Source organism: Streptomyces sp. NPDC033131, from assembly GCF_055578365.1.
On sequence record NZ_JBVIPA010000001.1, the window covers coordinates 156,031 to 170,709 of the forward strand.

General features: G+C 70.8%; 15 protein-coding genes and 1 pseudogene. 8 read left to right on the forward strand and 8 right to left on the reverse strand.

Annotated elements, in window-relative coordinates; all coding sequences use genetic code 11:
* Positions 1-22: 22 nt before the first annotated feature.
* Together ACZ5XS_RS00660 and ACZ5XS_RS00665 are read left to right on the forward strand one after the other, a co-directional pair.
* On the forward strand, positions 23-427 hold the full coding sequence (locus ACZ5XS_RS00660; protein WP_468647498.1) for a GtrA family protein: 405 nt from the start codon (positions 23-25) through the stop codon (positions 425-427).
* A complete protein-coding gene (locus tag ACZ5XS_RS00665) occupies positions 415-1,323 on the forward strand; it encodes a YihY/virulence factor BrkB family protein (protein ID WP_468646996.1) in 909 nt (302 codons plus the stop codon). The genes ACZ5XS_RS00660 and ACZ5XS_RS00665 overlap by 13 nt, the downstream gene beginning before the upstream one ends.
* Here ACZ5XS_RS00665 and ACZ5XS_RS00670 read toward each other — a convergent pair.
* Positions 1,271-2,587: a D-alanyl-D-alanine carboxypeptidase family protein gene (locus ACZ5XS_RS00670; protein WP_468646998.1), complete on the reverse strand. Its 1,317-nt coding sequence runs from the start codon at positions 2,585-2,587 to the stop codon at positions 1,271-1,273. The genes ACZ5XS_RS00665 and ACZ5XS_RS00670 overlap by 53 nt on opposite strands.
* A gap of 91 nt (positions 2,588-2,678) precedes the next feature.
* Between ACZ5XS_RS00670 and ACZ5XS_RS00675 the strand changes: the two genes are divergently transcribed.
* From ACZ5XS_RS00675 to ACZ5XS_RS00690, 4 genes and pseudogenes are all read left to right on the forward strand, one after another.
* Positions 2,679-2,918 (forward strand): SCO4848 family membrane protein, encoded by a 240-nt coding sequence (locus tag ACZ5XS_RS00675; RefSeq protein ID WP_217235092.1) that lies wholly within the window; start codon positions 2,679-2,681, stop codon positions 2,916-2,918.
* Positions 2,919-2,956: 38 nt separating this feature from the next.
* A pseudogene (locus ACZ5XS_RS00680) lies at positions 2,957-4,238 on the forward strand (metallophosphoesterase).
* Between the two features lie 160 nt (positions 4,239-4,398).
* Positions 4,399-5,952, forward strand: coding sequence for an ABC transporter substrate-binding protein (locus ACZ5XS_RS00685; protein ID WP_468646999.1), 1,554 nt, complete (start codon positions 4,399-4,401; stop codon positions 5,950-5,952).
* A 96-nt stretch (positions 5,953-6,048) separates the two neighbouring features.
* Entirely contained in the window at positions 6,049-6,450 is a 402-nt protein-coding gene (locus ACZ5XS_RS00690) for an ATP-binding protein (RefSeq protein ID WP_468647001.1), read from the forward strand.
* A gap of 15 nt (positions 6,451-6,465) precedes the next feature.
* Here ACZ5XS_RS00690 and ACZ5XS_RS00695 read toward each other — a convergent pair whose 3' ends face one another.
* Positions 6,466-7,920: a sensor histidine kinase gene (locus ACZ5XS_RS00695; protein WP_468647003.1), complete on the reverse strand. Its 1,455-nt coding sequence runs from the start codon at positions 7,918-7,920 to the stop codon at positions 6,466-6,468.
* On the reverse strand, positions 7,917-8,606 hold the full coding sequence (locus ACZ5XS_RS00700; RefSeq protein ID WP_468647004.1) for a response regulator transcription factor: 690 nt from the start codon (positions 8,604-8,606) through the stop codon (positions 7,917-7,919). Before ACZ5XS_RS00700 ends, ACZ5XS_RS00695 begins: the two co-directional genes overlap by 4 nt.
* 166 nt (positions 8,607-8,772) lie before the next feature.
* Between ACZ5XS_RS00700 and ACZ5XS_RS00705 the strand changes: the two genes are divergently transcribed.
* Positions 8,773-11,181: an MMPL family transporter gene (locus ACZ5XS_RS00705; RefSeq protein ID WP_468647499.1), complete on the forward strand. Its 2,409-nt coding sequence runs from the start codon at positions 8,773-8,775 to the stop codon at positions 11,179-11,181.
* Here ACZ5XS_RS00705 and ACZ5XS_RS00710 read toward each other — a convergent pair.
* The 5 genes from ACZ5XS_RS00710 to ACZ5XS_RS00730 all read right to left on the reverse strand — a co-directional run bounded on the left by ACZ5XS_RS00710 (position 11,174) and on the right by ACZ5XS_RS00730 (position 14,074).
* Positions 11,174-11,770 (reverse strand): Uma2 family endonuclease, encoded by a 597-nt coding sequence (locus tag ACZ5XS_RS00710; RefSeq protein ID WP_468647005.1) that lies wholly within the window; start codon positions 11,768-11,770, stop codon positions 11,174-11,176. The genes ACZ5XS_RS00705 and ACZ5XS_RS00710 overlap by 8 nt on opposite strands.
* 91 nt (positions 11,771-11,861) lie before the next feature.
* Positions 11,862-12,608, reverse strand: coding sequence for a TetR/AcrR family transcriptional regulator (locus tag ACZ5XS_RS00715; RefSeq protein WP_468647007.1), 747 nt, complete (start codon positions 12,606-12,608; stop codon positions 11,862-11,864).
* Positions 12,609-12,618: 10 nt separating this feature from the next.
* Entirely contained in the window at positions 12,619-13,167 is a 549-nt protein-coding gene (locus tag ACZ5XS_RS00720) for a thiol-disulfide oxidoreductase DCC family protein (protein ID WP_468647009.1), read from the reverse strand.
* Positions 13,164-13,559, reverse strand: a complete 396-nt coding sequence (locus tag ACZ5XS_RS00725) for a hypothetical protein (RefSeq protein ID WP_468647010.1) — start codon at positions 13,557-13,559, stop codon at positions 13,164-13,166. The genes ACZ5XS_RS00720 and ACZ5XS_RS00725 overlap by 4 nt, the downstream gene beginning before the upstream one ends.
* Before the next feature lie 104 nt (positions 13,560-13,663).
* Entirely contained in the window at positions 13,664-14,074 is a 411-nt protein-coding gene (locus ACZ5XS_RS00730; protein ID WP_468647012.1) for a VOC family protein, read from the reverse strand.
* Between the two features lie 141 nt (positions 14,075-14,215).
* Here ACZ5XS_RS00730 and ACZ5XS_RS00735 point away from each other — a divergent pair, with 141 nt between their 5' ends.
* Positions 14,216-14,644 (forward strand): hypothetical protein, encoded by a 429-nt coding sequence (locus tag ACZ5XS_RS00735; protein WP_468647014.1) that lies wholly within the window; start codon positions 14,216-14,218, stop codon positions 14,642-14,644.
* The last annotated feature ends 35 nt before the right edge of the window (positions 14,645-14,679 follow it).

Sequence of the window (14,679 nt, forward strand, 5' to 3'; positions counted from 1 at the left end):
CGCGAGGGCGAGCCGCCGGGAGATCCTCGGCTTCGCCACCGTCGGCCTCCTCGCCTACGCCGCCGACCTCGCCCTCTTCACCTGCCTGCGCGGCCCGGCCGGGCTCGACCCGCTCACCGCCAAGGCGCTCGCCTTCGTCGCGGGCTGCTCGGTGGCCTACCTGGGCCATGCGCTCGGCACCTACCGGGACACCCAGCCGAAGGGGCTGCGCCCGTACGCCGTCTTCTTCGCCGTGAACCTCGCCGGCGCCCTCGTGCAGCTCCTGTGTCTCGCCGTCAGCCACTACGGCCTCGGCCTCACCTCACAGCGCGCCGACACCGTCTCCGGCGCGGGAATCGGAATGGCCCTCGCCACCATCCTGCGTTTTTGGGGGACCAGGACATTGGTCTTCCGCAACCAGGGCACAGTCGGATCATGGACTGGCTGAAAAAACTCCCCGGAGTCGGGCCGCTGGTCGCCCGCCTGACGCTCACGCACGCGTGGCGGTCGTACGACCGGCTGGACCGGGTGAAGTGGACTCGGCTGGCCGCCGCGATGACCTTCACCAGCTTCGTGGCGCTCTTCCCGCTGCTCACCGTGGCCGCCTCGATCGCCGCGGCCACGCTCGGCGAGGAGCGCCAGGGCACGCTGGAGGACAAGATCGCCGAGCAGGTGCCCGGCATCTCCGACCAGCTCGACATCGACGGTCTGGTGCAGAACGCCGGCACCGTCGGCCTCATCGCCGGAGCCGTCCTGCTGTTCACCGGCATCGGCTGGGCGGGCTCGACGCGCGAGTGCCTGCGGGCGGTGTGGGAGCTGCCCGACGAGGAGGAGAACCCGGTCCTGCGCAAGGCCAAGGACCTGGGCATCCTGGTCGGCCTCGGCGGAGCCGTCCTGGTCACGCTCGCCACGTCCACCGTGGCCTCCGCCATGGTCGGCTGGATCACCGACCAGTTGGGCATCGACAGCGAGGGCTGGGGCAGCGTCCTGCTGCTGATCGCCGCGTTCCTCGTCGCCGTACTGGCCGACTTCCTGCTGCTCCTCTACGTCCTGACCCTGCTTCCGGGAGTCGAGCCCCCACGCCGCCGCCTGATCGTGGCCGCGCTGACCGGCGCGGTCGGCTTCGAGCTGCTGAAGCTGCTGCTCAGCGGCTATATGCAGGGTGTGGCCACGAAGAGCATGTACGGCGCGTTCGGCGTCCCCGTCGCCCTGCTGCTGTGGATCAACTTCACGTCGAAGCTGGTGCTGTTCTGCGCCGCGTGGACGGCGACGCAGAGCAAGGAGGACGAACCTACGGACGGGGCCGACGACGTACCAGATCCGGCAGCGGCCAGCGGCGGTTGACCAGGAACCCGGCGCCCGCGAGCAGCACCAGCAGACCGCCGGTGATCGCGAGCGCGATGCCCATGCCCTCGGAGCCGCCCTCGGTGGTGGCGGACGCCACCGGCTTCGACGAGGCGCCGGCCTCCGCGCCACCGGCGTTCGCGCCGCCCGCCTCCCCGGAGGGGTTCGCTCCCGGCTGGGCGCTCGCCGGCGCGGCGCTCCTCGGCGGCACCAGCTCACCCACCGGCTCCACCTTGCCGGCCGCCTTGAAGCCCCAGTCGAGGAGCTTGGCGGTCTCCTTGTAGACCTCGTTGTGCTCGTCCTTCCCGGGGTTCATGACGGTGACGAGCAGCACCTTGCCGCCCTGCTCGGCGACGCCGGTGAAGGTGGCGCCGGCGTTGGTGGTGTTGCCGTTCTTGACGCCCGCGATGCCCGGGTAGACGGAGACGTCGGAGTCGCCGGTCAGCAGCCGGTTGGTGTTCTGGATCTCGAAGGACTCGCGGCTGGTCCTGCCCTTCTTGTTCTTCGTCGTCTTGCCCGGGAACTTCGCGCTGACCGTCGAGCTGTACTCGCGGAAGTCCTTCTTCTGCAGCCCGGAGCGGGCGATCAGGGTCAGGTCGTAGGCGGAGGAGACCTGGCCGGGCTCGTCGTAGCCGTCGGGGCTGATCACGTGCGTGTCGAGGGCCTGGAGCTCCTCGGCGTGCCCGTTCATCTCCGCGACGGTGTCCTTGATGCCGCCGTTCATCTGCGACAGCACGCGCACGGCGTCGTTGCCGGAGCGCAGGAAGACGCCGAGCCACAGGTCGTGGACCGTGTACGTCTCGCCTTCCTTTATCCCGACCAGGCTGGAGCCGGAACCGATGCCGGTCAGGTCGGAGGGGAGGACCTTGTGCTTCTCGGTCTTCGCGAACTTCGGCAGCACCGTGTCGGCGAACAGCATCTTCAGGGTGCTCGCCGGGGGCAGCCGCCAGTGCGCGTTGTGGGCGGCCAGTACGTCACCGGACTCGGCGTCGGCGACGATCCACGAACGCGCGCTCAGGTCCTTGGGCAGCACCGGGACGCCGCTTGCGAGATTGACCTGCGCCCCGGGCCGGCCGAGGCGTTCGCCGCCGACGGTCGACATGTTCGCCGGGGGAGTGGCCGACGGACTCGTGGACGGGCTCGTGGACGGGCTCGGCGACGGACTCGGGGCCGCCAGCGAGACGGGCGCGGTCAGCGCGAACGACGACAGGACGACGGAGGTGACCAGCAGGGATCGCCTGACGGTCTTCTTCGGTGCGGGCACGGTCAGGAACGTACATGGCACAGCGCGTGAAGTCCCGTCTGCCTCCCCACCCCGGCCAAGGAACCGGACACCCGGCGGCGATACTGGACGCATGAAGCTCAGCCGCCCCCTCTCCTGGTTCCTGCTCGCCTTCGGGGTGTGGAGCTGGGTCATCTGGGTCACTTTCGTCAAAAACCTGATCAAGGACAGCAGTGGGCTCGCGTTCGACGACGGTCACCCGACGGCGTACTTCTGGGTGCACCTGGTGCTCGCCGTCGTCTCCTTCGTATTGGGGACGGTCGTCGGGGGCATCGGGTTGCGTTCCGTGCGCGCATTGCGCCGCACGTCATAACCGACAGGCCTGACAGCCCACAACGGGGACACGAGACCGTGGTCATACTCTTCGTACTGCTAGCCCTGGCCGTCCTGGTGACGACCAACTGGTACCTCTACAGACGCCTGTTCCGCGACACGACCCGGGCTCCCGGCCCGGTGCGCCGCGCCGGTGCGGTGCTGATCGCGGGCGGCTGGCTGTTCACCGTCACGGCCATCGTGGCCGAGCGCGCCGGTGCGCCGTTCTGGCTCCAGCGGGTCCTGGCCTGGCCGGGCTTCCTGTGGATGGCCCTGTCGATCTACCTGCTGCTGGCCGTGGTCGCGGGTGAGGCCGTACGACCGCTGCTGCGGCGGTTCCTGGAGCGGCGGGCGGGCGCCGAGACGGCCGTACGCCGGCCGGAGCCGGTCCCGGCCGGCGGGGCGCCCCTGCCGCCCGGACCGGAGCACGACTCCGAGCCGGAGCCGGCCCAGGAGGTGGAGCCGGCCCCCGAGCCTGCGGCCACCCCGGCGGCCCTGCCCTCCCGCCGTCTGTTCGTCTCCCGGGTCGTCGGGGGCGGCCGCCGCCGCCGCGGCCCTCGGGACCGTCGGCTACGGCACGTACGGCGTCCTGAACGGCCCTACCGTCAAGCGGGTCACCGTCCCGCTGGCCAAGCTGCCGCGCGCGGCGCACGGTTACCGGATCGCCGTGGTCAGCGACATTCACCTGAGCCCGGTGCTGGGCCGCGGCTTCGCCCAGAAGGTCGTCGACACGATCAACGGCACCCAGCCCGACCTGATCGCGATCGTGGGCGACCTGGTCGACGGCAGCGTCAAGGACCTGGGGCCGGCGGCGGCGCCGCTGGCCCAACTGCGGGCGCGCCACGGAAGCTTCTTCGTCACCGGCAACCACGAGTACTTCTCCGGCGCCGAACAGTGGGTCGAGGAGGTACGGCGGCTCGGCCTGCGCCCGCTGGAGAACGCCCGCACCGAACTGGCCCACTTCGACCTCGCCGGCGTCAACGACGTGGCGGGCGAGAGCGAGGGCCAGGGCCCCGACTTCGCCAAGGCGCTCGGCGACCGCGACCCGGCACGCGCGTGCGTGCTGCTCGCCCACCAGCCGGTGCAGATCCACGACGCCGTCGAGCACGGCGTCGACCTCCAGCTCTCCGGCCACACCCACGGCGGCCAGCTCTGGCCGGGCAACTTCATCGCCTCGGCCGCGAACCCGACCCTCGCCGGCCTGGAGAGCTACGGCGACACGCAGTTGTACGTCAGCCGGGGCGCGGGCGCGTGGGGCCCGCCGACCCGGGTCGGAGCCGAGTCGGACATCACCGTGATCGAACTGGCGTCGAAGCTGTGAGGACACTGTGAAACGTGGCCGAAACCGCTGGCGGTAATGTCTTTTCCAACTCCCCAGATCTCTCTTCCCCCAGGTGAAACACCTGTGGTTAATTGATCCGCGCCGCTAGGGCAGTGGCTTGTGAGCTGCGGTCCACCAGGGGCCTGGGGAGGGCAGACCGATGCGATCGGTTCGCGTGCGGATCATCGCGACGCTGCTGGTGCTGGCGGCCGCCGGAGTGGGCGGCTGGCAGTTGCTGCCGTCGCAGGACGACGAGAACACCATCACGGTCGGCACCACGGACGCCGTCACGTCGCTCGACCCGGCCGGCGCCTACGACGCCGGCTCCTGGGCGCTTTTCAGCAACGTCTTCCAGTCACTGCTGACCTTCGAGCCGGGCGGCGCCACCCCCGTCCCGGACGCGGCCGAAAGCTGTGCCTTCGTCGGCAGCGGTCTGCGCACCTACCGCTGCGAACTGCGCAAGGACCTCACCTTCCCGAGCGGCCGGACGATGACCGCCGAGGACGTGAAGTACTCCTTCGACCGGGTCAAGAAGATCAACTCCGAGGTCGGCCCCGCGTCCCTGCTGAGCACCCTCCGCTCGGTCGGCGCGCACGGCCTCACCGTCACCTTCCGGCTGTCCTCGGCCGACGCCACCTTCCCGTTCAAGGTGGCCACCGGAGCCGGCGCGATCGTCGACCGCACCGAGTACCCGGCGGACGGCCTGCGCACCGACGCGGGCGCCGACGGCACCGGACCGTACGACCTGACGGCGTACACGAAGGACAAGAAGGCCGTCCTCAAGCCCAACGGGCGCTACGAGGGCGCCCTCAAGGACGCCGGACGCCCCGTCGAACTGCGCTACTACGCCGACGCCGCCAAGCTCGACGCCGCCTGGAAGGCGAAGCAGGTCGACGTGGCCACCCGGCAGCTGCCGCCCGGGGTCCTCGCCGGACTGAACACCAGCGACCCGAACCAGCGCGTGTCCGTGGCCGACAGCTCCGAGACCCGCAACCTGTACCTCGACACCCGCTCCGGATCCCCGCTGCACGACCCCCGGGTCCGGCAGGCCATGGCCTGGCTGATCGACCGCGACCGGCTGGCCGCCACGGTGTACGACGGGACCGTCGACCCGCTCTACTCGCTGATCCCGACCGGCATCACCGGCCACACGACGTCGTTCTTCGACCTCTACCCCAAGCTGGACAAGGACAAGGCCAGAAAGCTCCTCACCGAGGCCGGAGTGAGCCTGCCGGTCCGCTTCACCTACGGCTACGCCAAGGGCCGCGGCGCCGCCGCCCAGGAAGCCGCGGAACTCAAGCGGGAACTGGAGGCGGACGGCCTGTTCAAGGTGACCCTCAAGGGCTACGAGTGGACCGGCTTCCAGAAGCAGTGGGCGTCCGGGAAGCTGGACGCGTACGCCGTCGGCTGGGTGGCCGACTACCCCGACCCGGACACCTTCGGCTCCCCGCTCGTCGGCACCGACGGCACCATGAACACCGGCTACAGCAGCAAGGCCGTGGACCGGCTGATCCGCACCAGCCAGCAGTACGCCGACCGCACCGAGGCCACCGAGGACTTCCGCGAGCTGCAGCAGGCCGTCGCCCGCGACGTTCCGGTCATCCCGCTGTGGCAGGCCAAGGAGTACGTCGTCAGCAACGAGAACGTCGGCGGTGGCCAGTACCTCTCGGACGGCACCGGAGTCTTCCGCCTCTGGCGCCTCACCTGGATCTGACGCGATCTCGCGGTGGCGACCTTCGCCCGAATGATGCCGGGCGGCCATCCGGGACCGCACCATGTGAGGGAGGTGTGTGCTGGGTGAGGAGCGAACGTGGTGAGACGCAACTCCTTCCGGCTGCCCCGGCATCCGGCTTCTGTCGGTCTCGCCCGGCGCCGGGTCCGGGACCATCTGGCCGACTGGGGCCACGCCCCGGACGGCCGGGCGCTGGCCGACGCGATGCTGCTCGTGTCCGAGCTGGCCACCAACGTCGTACGCCACGGGCCGCTCCTCGAGCGGGAGTTCGAGGTGGCGGTGACCGCCCTCGCCGACGGCTCCTGTCTCATCGAGGTCTCCGACGAGGGCCGGGTGGAGCCCCGGCTGCGCGTGGTGGACGAGGCCGAGGAGGCGGGCCGAGGCCTGCACCTGGTGGAGAACGTCGCCGCGACCTGGGGGGTGTGGGGCAGGGGCCGGCACGGCAAGACCGTGTGGGCCCTCGTCCTCACCCACACCTGAAGCGGAACGGGTGGATCACGACCGTACGGCCGCCCCCGCCGGCAGCGTGACCGTCACCGCCAGTCCCTCGCCCGGCGCCGTCCGCACCGTCACCTCACCGTCGTGGGCCCGCACCACCCCCTGCACGATCGCCATGCCGAGCCCGCTGCCCGAGCCCCCGGCGGCCCGGAAGAAGCGGTCGAAGACACGCGCCGCGTCCTGTGGCCCGAGCCCCGGCCCCTGGTCCGCGACACACAGCCGTACGACCCCGTCCGCCCGCTCCACACCGAGCCGCACCGGCACGTCGGCCGGCGTGTGCGTGCGCACGTTGGCCACCAGGTTTCCGAGCACCTGGCGCAGCCCCGACTCGTCGGCGTGCACCAGCAGGGAGCCGTCGGCGTCGACCGTGAGGGGCCGCCCCGGCTGCTGCACCCGCAGATCCTCGGCGGCGTCCCGGACCAGGCGGCTGATGTCGACGTTCCGGAAGCGGAGCTCGGGCTGCTGGTCGAGGCGGGCGAGGGTCAGCAGCTCGTCGACGAGCCGGCCCATGCGGTCGACCTCGCCGTTCATCCGGTCCCAGGCGCGTTTGCGCTGGCTCGGGTCGGTGAGCATGCCCTTGTCGTACAGCTGGAGGTAGCCGCGTATCGCGGACAGCGGGGTGCGCAGCTCGTGCGAGGCGTCGCCGACGAAGCGGCGCAGCTGGGCCGCGCTGCGCTCGCGCGTGCGGTACGCCGACTCCACCTGGTGGAGCATGGAGTTGAGGGCGACGCGGAGCTGTTCGACCTCCAGAGTGGCCTCGCTGCTGGAGGGGACCCGCCGGGTCAGGTCGCCCTCGGCGATCGCCGACGAGGTCTCCACCATGTCCTCCAGTGGACGCATCCGGCGCCGGACGCTGAACATCGTCAGACAGGCCAGCAGCGCGAGCAGCAGGGTGCCGATGGCGAGGTCGAGTTTGACGGCCTTGGCGACGCCGTGGTGGACGGCGTCGGTGGAGGTGGCGAGCAGGATGAAGGTGCCGTCGGCGAGCCGGGTGGCCGTCACGCGGTAGGCGGACCCCTGCACGGTGACGTCGTGCGGCTCGGGATCCCCGGTCAGGGTGCGCGGGTCGCCGACCTCGTCCGCCAGACCGCGCTGGGCGTCGGTCGGCGCGAAGCCGAGGATGCCGACGGCCTCGCCGCGGCTGTCGACCGCGGCGAAGACCGAGTCCGGCGTGGGCTGCTCGTCGCTCTGCTCCGGGTCGAGCCGGTCGCGCACGAAGCCCAGCCCGCTGAGCGAGTCGATCGCCCGCAGAGTCAGCTGCGAACTGCCCAGCGAGTCACGGGTCTTGGTCAGGTCCGTGTCGACCTGGTCGAGCAGGTAGTACCGCATGCCCATCACGCTCACGGCGGTCGCCGCGACGATGCCGAGGGCGAGCAGCGCCACGTTCGCCAGCGTCAGCTTGGCGCGCAGGGAGTGGACGCCGCGCTTGCGCCGCAGGATCCGGCTCCTCATGCCAGCCCGTATCCCACACCCCGCCGGGTGGTGATCACCGGCGGCCCCAGGGCTTCGAGTTTGCGCCGCAGATAGCTGATGTAGGTCTCGACGACGGTCGACTCGGGCGGGGTGTGCTCGTACTGCCAGACATGGCGCAGGAGTTGCTCCTTGGGAACGATCCGGCCGCCGTTGCGCACCAGGAAGCGCAGCAGGGCGTACTCGGTGGGGGTGAGCTCGACGGAGCGGCCCGCGCGGTGCACCGAGTACGTCGTCTCGTCCAGTTCCAGGTCGCCGTAGCGCAGCGGCGGGCGCTGCGGCAGGACGTCGGCGGGGCGGGTGCGGCGCAGCACCGCGGTGATCCGCGCGACGACCTCGTCGATGTTGAACGGCTTGGTGATGTAGTCGTCGCCGAAGCCGAGCGCGCCGACCACCTCGGCGGGCGAGTCGCGCGCGGTGAGGAAGACGAGCGCCAGGTCGGGCCGCCGGTCGCGCAGTTGGCGTCCCAGGGCACGCCCGTCCCCGTCCGGCAGCATGACGTCGAGCAGCGCGGCGTCGGGCCTCGTGCGCTCCGCGAGCGCGAGCGCCTCGCGGACGGTGCCCGCCGTCATCACCTCGAACCGGTGGTAGCGCAGCGCGATGGCGAGGACGTCCGCGATGCTCTCCTCGTCCTCCACGACCAGCACGGTGCCTGGAGCCGTCGTCATGCTCCCCAGTATCGGCGCGGGCACTGACAGCGGGGCCGGTTCCCGCTTTGGAGTTCCTTGAGAGTCAAGGGATTCGCATGTCCACGCGCGCGTGCCACCGCCAATTCTGTTGCCCAGGACCTGGGGGGACCGACCGGACTATGAGGGGGTTTTTGGCGTGGCGACATTGGCACGCTGGTGCTACCGGCACCGGCTGGTGGTCCTGTTGCTGTGGGTGGGGGCGCTGTTCGGCCTGGGCGCGGCGAGTTCGAGCGCGGGCACGAACTACGCGGAGGTCTTCTCCCTGCCCAACACGGATTCCAAGCGCGCGTACGACCTGATGGCCAAGGCCTTCCCGGAGCGCGCGGGCGACACCGACACGGTGGTGTGGAGGGTCGACGAGGGCTCCGTGCGGGACGACTCCGTACGGTCCCGAATAGAACCCGCGCTGAAGGAGATCGGCGCGATGAAGGGGGTCGGCGAGGTCACCGACCCGTACGGAGCGCAGGGCGAAGCCCAGATCAGCAAGGACGGGCGGATCGCGTACGCCCAGGTCACCTTCGCCGAGCAGGCGAACGCCGTACCCAAGGACCTGGTCCAGGACGTCGTCGACACCGCGCAGAAGGCCGACGGCGACGGTCTGCAGGTCGAGCTCGGCGGCCAGGCCATCACGCGCGTGCAGGAGCCGCCGACCGGCACCGCCGAGATCGTCGGCATCCTCGCCGCGGCCGTCGTGCTGTTCCTGGCCTTCGGCTCGGTGTTCGCGATGCTGCTGCCGATCCTGATCGCCCTGTTCGGCGTCGGTACCGGCCTGTTCTCCACGCAGCTGATCAGCCACGTCACCAACGTGCCCGAACTGGCCTCCCTGCTCTCCACGCTGATCGGTCTGGGCGTCGGCATCGACTACGCCCTGTTCATCGTCACCCGGCACCGCAAGGGCATCCTGAGCGGCCAGGACCCGGAGGAGGCGGCGGTCACCGCCCTCAACACCTCCGGCCGGGCCGTGCTGTTCGCGGGCGGCACGGTGTGCATCGCGCTCGCCGGGATGCTGGTGACGAACCTGCGCTTCCTGGACGGCGTGGTCATCGGCACCTCGCTGACCGTCGTCCTGAGCGTCCTCGCGGCCGTCACCCTGCTGCCCGCGCTGCTCGGCGTGCTGGGCCACCGGGTGCTCAGCCGCCGGCAGCGGCGCCGGCTGGCCGCACAGGGCCCCGCGGCGGAGCGTGCGAGCGGCCTCGCGGCCCGCTGGTCGGCCACCGTCGAGCGCCGCCCGCGCTCGGTGGCCGCGCTGGCCGTCGTCGTGATGGCCGTCCTCGCCCTGCCGCTGCTGTCCCTGCGTCTGGGCACGGTCGACCAGGGCAACGACGACGCGTCGACGACGACCAGGCAGGCGTACGACCTGCTCGCCGAGGGCTTCGGCCCCGGCTTCAACGGCCCGCTCCAGGTGGTCGTGAACGGCGACCCGGGGGAGAGCCTGGTCGCGACGATCAGGGAGACGGAGGGCGTCGCCCAGGCGTTCTCGGCGCCTCCCGCGAACGGCGTGACGGTCATCCAGGTCGTCCCCACGACCTCACCGCAGGCCGTGGAGACCGACCGCCTCATCGACACCCTGCGCGACCGGGTGATCCCGGAGGCCGACGTCCAGGCCCACGTCGGCGGCGTGACAGCGGTCTCGAAGGACTTCGCGTCGGTGACGGCGGACCGACTGCCGTACTTCATCGCGACGATCATCGGCCTCGGCTTCGTCCTGCTGCTGATCGCCTTCCGCTCCGTCGTGGTCCCCCTGACGGCCGCGCTGATGAACCTGATCGCGGCGGCGGCCTCCTTCGGCGTCCTGGTCGCGATCTTCCAGTGGGGCTGGGGCCTGAACCTGCTCGGCCTCGGCCAGGAGGGCCCGATCGCGGCCTTCCTTCCGATCATCATGCTGTCCCTGCTCTTCGGCCTCTCCATGGACTACCAGGTGTTCCTGGTCAGCCGGATGCACGAGGAGTGGGTGCACACCAAGGACAACGCACGAGCGGTGCGGGTGGGCCTCGCGGAGACCAGTCGCGTCATCAACTCCGCGGCCCTGATCATGGTGTGCGTCTTCATGGCGTTCGTGCTCAGCGGCGACTACGGGGCGGCGATGGCCGGCGTGGGGCTGGCCGCCGCGGTCGCTCTCGACGCGTTCATCCTGCGTACGGCCCTGGTGCCGGCCGCGATGCACCTGCTCGGCGACTCCAACTGGTGGCTGCCGGTGTGGCTGGAGAAGCGGCTGCCGCATCTGGCGGTGGAGCCGAAGGAGGAAGCGGCCGCTCCGGAAGCATCTGCCGCCGAGGGTCCCGCCTCGGCCGTCCACGGCTTCGTCCGTACGGCGGACGGCGAGCCGGTCCCGGAGGCGGCGGTGACGCTGCTGTCGGTGGGCGGACGTCAACTGGACCGGGTGGTGTCCCTCGCGGACGGCTCGTACATCGTGTCGGTGCCGGGTCCGGGGACGTATCTGCTGGCGACGACGGCTCCGCCGTACGGGTCGCGGGCGCGGCAGGTGGAGGTCGGGGACGGGCCGCTGGTGTGTGACGTGGAGCTGGCCGAGGGTGAGGTGGACGCGGTCAACTAGCCTTCGGCTGACCGGCTTTCAGGATGCGCTCGACGTCGAGCACGACCTTGCCACCCACAGACTCGGGGAGTGTGACGAGCTCCCCGGGAATGTGGATCCCGTGTGTGGCGTAACCGGCACCCGCCGGCTCGGTCAACACATGGAGGCGCTGGTGCTTGCGGTCGACGATGACGTAGACGGGGATTCCGGCCTTGGCGTAGTAGGCGACCTTGGTCTGCAGATCTGTCTTCCAGTTACTGGAAGTGACCTCCATGACCAGACGAAAGCATGTCGGGTCGTAGCAGCTGTTTTCTACCAGGTGATCACGGTAGTCGTCGTCGACCACCGAAAGGCCGGGGATCGCGTAGTCCTCCGGGCCGCTGGGCAGCCAGAGACCGATGCCCGGGAGCGCGCGCACGAGGCCCAGATTCATGAAGGGGGCTGCGAACAGCATCAGCGCCTCGGAGTGAGGGCCGTCCGGTGCTGGGCTCACGAGAATCTGGTCTCCGATGATCTCGACGCGGAGGCCCGGAACGCTTTCCATGATGTGGTTCGCTTCGGCGATCAGCGACCGCTCCTCGTGGGGCCGCTCGACAGCTGCTGCGGACATCAGGTGCCTCCCATGGGCTGGTGCCGAGGGAATCATCGTAGGCCGGGCGGGTCCCACGTGTCCCGTTCGAGCCCGTTCACCCGATCGTGGATCACTCCGCCCGCCCCCTCGCCCCCGCCCCGGGGTCCGGCATCATCTTCGTCATTCCCGGCAGGAAGTCCGTGAACAGCTCGTGCACCTCTCGCACCAGCGGCCGCAGCACCCGGAACCGGGCCAGTGACACGCCCCGCGCGGTGAGCCGCGCCCCCCGCTCGGCGAGCCGGTAACTCCGCTCGCGGCCCTCCGTGCGGTCGAAGATCCAATACAGCACGAGCCCCATCTGGGAGAGCCACATCAACTCGGGGAGAACGTCTCGCAGTTCCTCCGGCACCTTGGTCTTCGCCCCGGCGAGCACCTGGCGGTGGATGCTGATGGCCTCCACGCGCGCGTGCTCCGACTCGGGGGAGAAGGGGCTGAGCGGGCTGTCCGGGTCGGCGGCGTTCTTGAAGAACTGCACGGCGAACTCGTGGTACGGCGTCGCGATGTCCAGCCACACCCTCAGGACGCCCGCGAGCCGCGCCTCCAGGTCGGTCTCCCGCGCCAGGACCTCGCGGACCGCCACCTGGTGCTCGGCGGCGATCCGGTCGTAGAAGCCCTGGATCAGATGCTCCTTGCCCGCGAAGTAGTAGTACGCGTTGCCCACGGAGACCCCGGCCTCCTTGGCGATGGCCCGCATGGTCGTCTTGTCGTAGCCGCGCTCCTGGAACAGCCGCATCGCCGTCTCCAGGATGAGCGCGCGGGTCTGCTCGGACTTGCTCGGGTTACCGCCCTCATCGGGGCCGTCGTTGTTCGCAGGCACGGAACGGAGCCTAACGAGTGGCGCAGGTACCGCTGTCGCAGGCCGGTGGGCCGTACGTCCATCCCTGGGCGGGGTCATACGTCCACCCGTCCGCGCGGCGGTACACCGTCCCGTCCCACCGACCCGCACCGCCCGGGCCCCACGGCCCTTCGTGGCCTCGTCGTCCGCTCCACTGCGCCCCGCGCCACTTGGCCGCGGCGAGCACCGCGCCCCTGGCGAGCCGGGCGCCGGACGCCGTGCTCAGGCGGTGCGCGAGCGGCCGGTACGCGCGCAGGGCCCAGAGGGTGACGATCCAGGCGGCGGTGTCGCGATAGACCTGCCCCGCGTCACCCACGACGGTGATCTCGTCGAGGGTGGCCCGGTGGTCGAGGCCGGGAAACCGCCGCCGGGCCTCGTCCGACCCGGCGGGCACCAGCTCCAGCGGCACCAGCTGCGGCTGCCGCGCGAGCCAGTCGCGCAGGAAGGCGCACAGGGAGCACTCGGCGTCGTACAGGACGGTGAGCCGGCGGACCGGGACGCGCTCGGCGCCCCGGCTTCCGGTGGACGTCACGGTGTTCATGCCCGGACCCAGTCCTGCGGTGCGACCGGCGGCACCTGTTCCTGCTCCATGACGCTCCGCCGCCGGATGCGGCTGAGCACGTACACGTTCCCCAGGTGCATGACGCCGAGCACCAGCAGCACCACGCCGAGCTTGGTCGACAGGGCCTCGAAGATGCCGCGCGTGTCCTCGATGGTGCCGTCACCGCTGAGGTAGAGCGCCACGAAGCCCAGGTTGACGAGGTAGAAGCCGACCACCAGGAGGTGGTTGACCGCGTCGGCGAGGCTCTCGTTGCCGCGCAGCACGTCGGACAGGAAGACGCGGCCGTTGCGGCTGAGCGTGCGGGCCACCCAGATGGTCAGCCCGATGCTGACCAGCAGGTAGATGACGTAGGCGATGACGGTGCGGTCCATGCCCCACCCCTTCTTGAACGCGTTCAAAACGCTGACAGGGCAGACTGTAGGCGCATTTTTGAACGCGTTCAACAGACTTGGTGGCGGGGGGCGTGGGATCTGCGTCACGCCCTCCGTGCGAGCTCGGGCCGCTTGCTGTAGTCCGTGAACCCGATGACGTTCCCCCACGGATCGGCGACCTCGACGGTCCAGCCGGTGGCGGTCGAGAAGGGCGCGTCGAGCGGGGTGATGCCCCCGGCGGCCAGTTCCTTCGCGGCGCGACGCGCGTCCGGTACCTCCAGCCACGCGCGCGTGCAGGGCCAGGGAGGTGGTCGGTGCCCGAACCCCTCCTCCACTCGGAGCAGGATCCCGGGCGTCTCGCCCCCGACCCTGAGCGATGCGATCCCGCCCTCGTCGAACCGGAACCCCACCGTGAACCCGGCGCGCTCGTAGAACCCGACGGCTTCGGCGAGGTTCCCGACAGGCAGAAGCAGGTTGTCGAAACCGAGCAGTTCGTACGACTCGTCATCTGACATGCCATCAGATTAGGTGCGGTGGTGCCCCTCGCCGGGCGGGCTGCCCGCGGGGTCACTCATTGGGCCGAGGCGCCGCCCCTTCGACCGCTACGCTGAAACCTCGGCAGGACTGCGGCGCAGGGGGCGTGGATGGTTCCGGGGGTGAAGGTCTTCTTCGCGGAGGTGCGCGAGACCTGTGCCGAGGTCGCGGCGCGGCTCGGTCTCGAGGGACCGGGCGAAGGAGAGCCCGGCCTGCCGATCGCCGTCGCGACCTACACCGGCTCCGACGTGCGGTACGAGGTCGTCCTGGGCCTGTGGGACGGCTACGTCGAGATCCACGCGTGCCGCGAGACGGAAGCCACCCTCTGCAAGGTGAGCATCGAGAAGCTGGCCCTCGCCGCGGGCGCCGTCGACCGGCCCGGCGGTGTCTCGTTCAGCGCCCGCAGCCTCAGGCGGATGAAGAAGTCCCTGGCCGGCCAGCTGCGCTACGTCGAGCTCGTGCATCCCCTCGTGAGCGGCGACGCCGAGGCCGCGGTGGAGCTGATGCGCAGGGCGGACGCGCGGGAGTGGAGCAGGCCGGCCGTGAGATGAGGCCGGCTCGGTGCCGGGGCGGGGCCCGCTGTCAG

Bases quoted from the DNA above. Each gene is read 5' to 3' on its own strand.
- ACZ5XS_RS00665 (WP_468646996.1), top strand. From the start codon at position 415: ATGGACTGGCTGAAAAAACTCCCCGGAGTCGGGCCGCTGGTCGCCCGC.
- ACZ5XS_RS00675 (WP_217235092.1), top strand. From the start codon at position 2,679: ATGAAGCTCAGCCGCCCCCTCTCCTGGTTCCTGCTCGCCTTCGGGGTG.
- ACZ5XS_RS00685 (WP_468646999.1), top strand. From the start codon at position 4,399: ATGCGATCGGTTCGCGTGCGGATCATCGCGACGCTGCTGGTGCTGGCG.
- ACZ5XS_RS00695 (WP_468647003.1), bottom strand. From the start codon at position 7,920: ATGAGGAGCCGGATCCTGCGGCGCAAGCGCGGCGTCCACTCCCTGCGC.
- ACZ5XS_RS00700 (WP_468647004.1), bottom strand. From the start codon at position 8,606: ATGACGACGGCTCCAGGCACCGTGCTGGTCGTGGAGGACGAGGAGAGC.
- ACZ5XS_RS00710 (WP_468647005.1), bottom strand. From the start codon at position 11,770: ATGTCCGCAGCAGCTGTCGAGCGGCCCCACGAGGAGCGGTCGCTGATC.
- ACZ5XS_RS00720 (WP_468647009.1), bottom strand. From the start codon at position 13,167: ATGAACACCGTGACGTCCACCGGAAGCCGGGGCGCCGAGCGCGTCCCG.
- ACZ5XS_RS00725 (WP_468647010.1), bottom strand. From the start codon at position 13,559: ATGGACCGCACCGTCATCGCCTACGTCATCTACCTGCTGGTCAGCATC.
- ACZ5XS_RS00730 (WP_468647012.1), bottom strand. From the start codon at position 14,074: ATGTCAGATGACGAGTCGTACGAACTGCTCGGTTTCGACAACCTGCTT.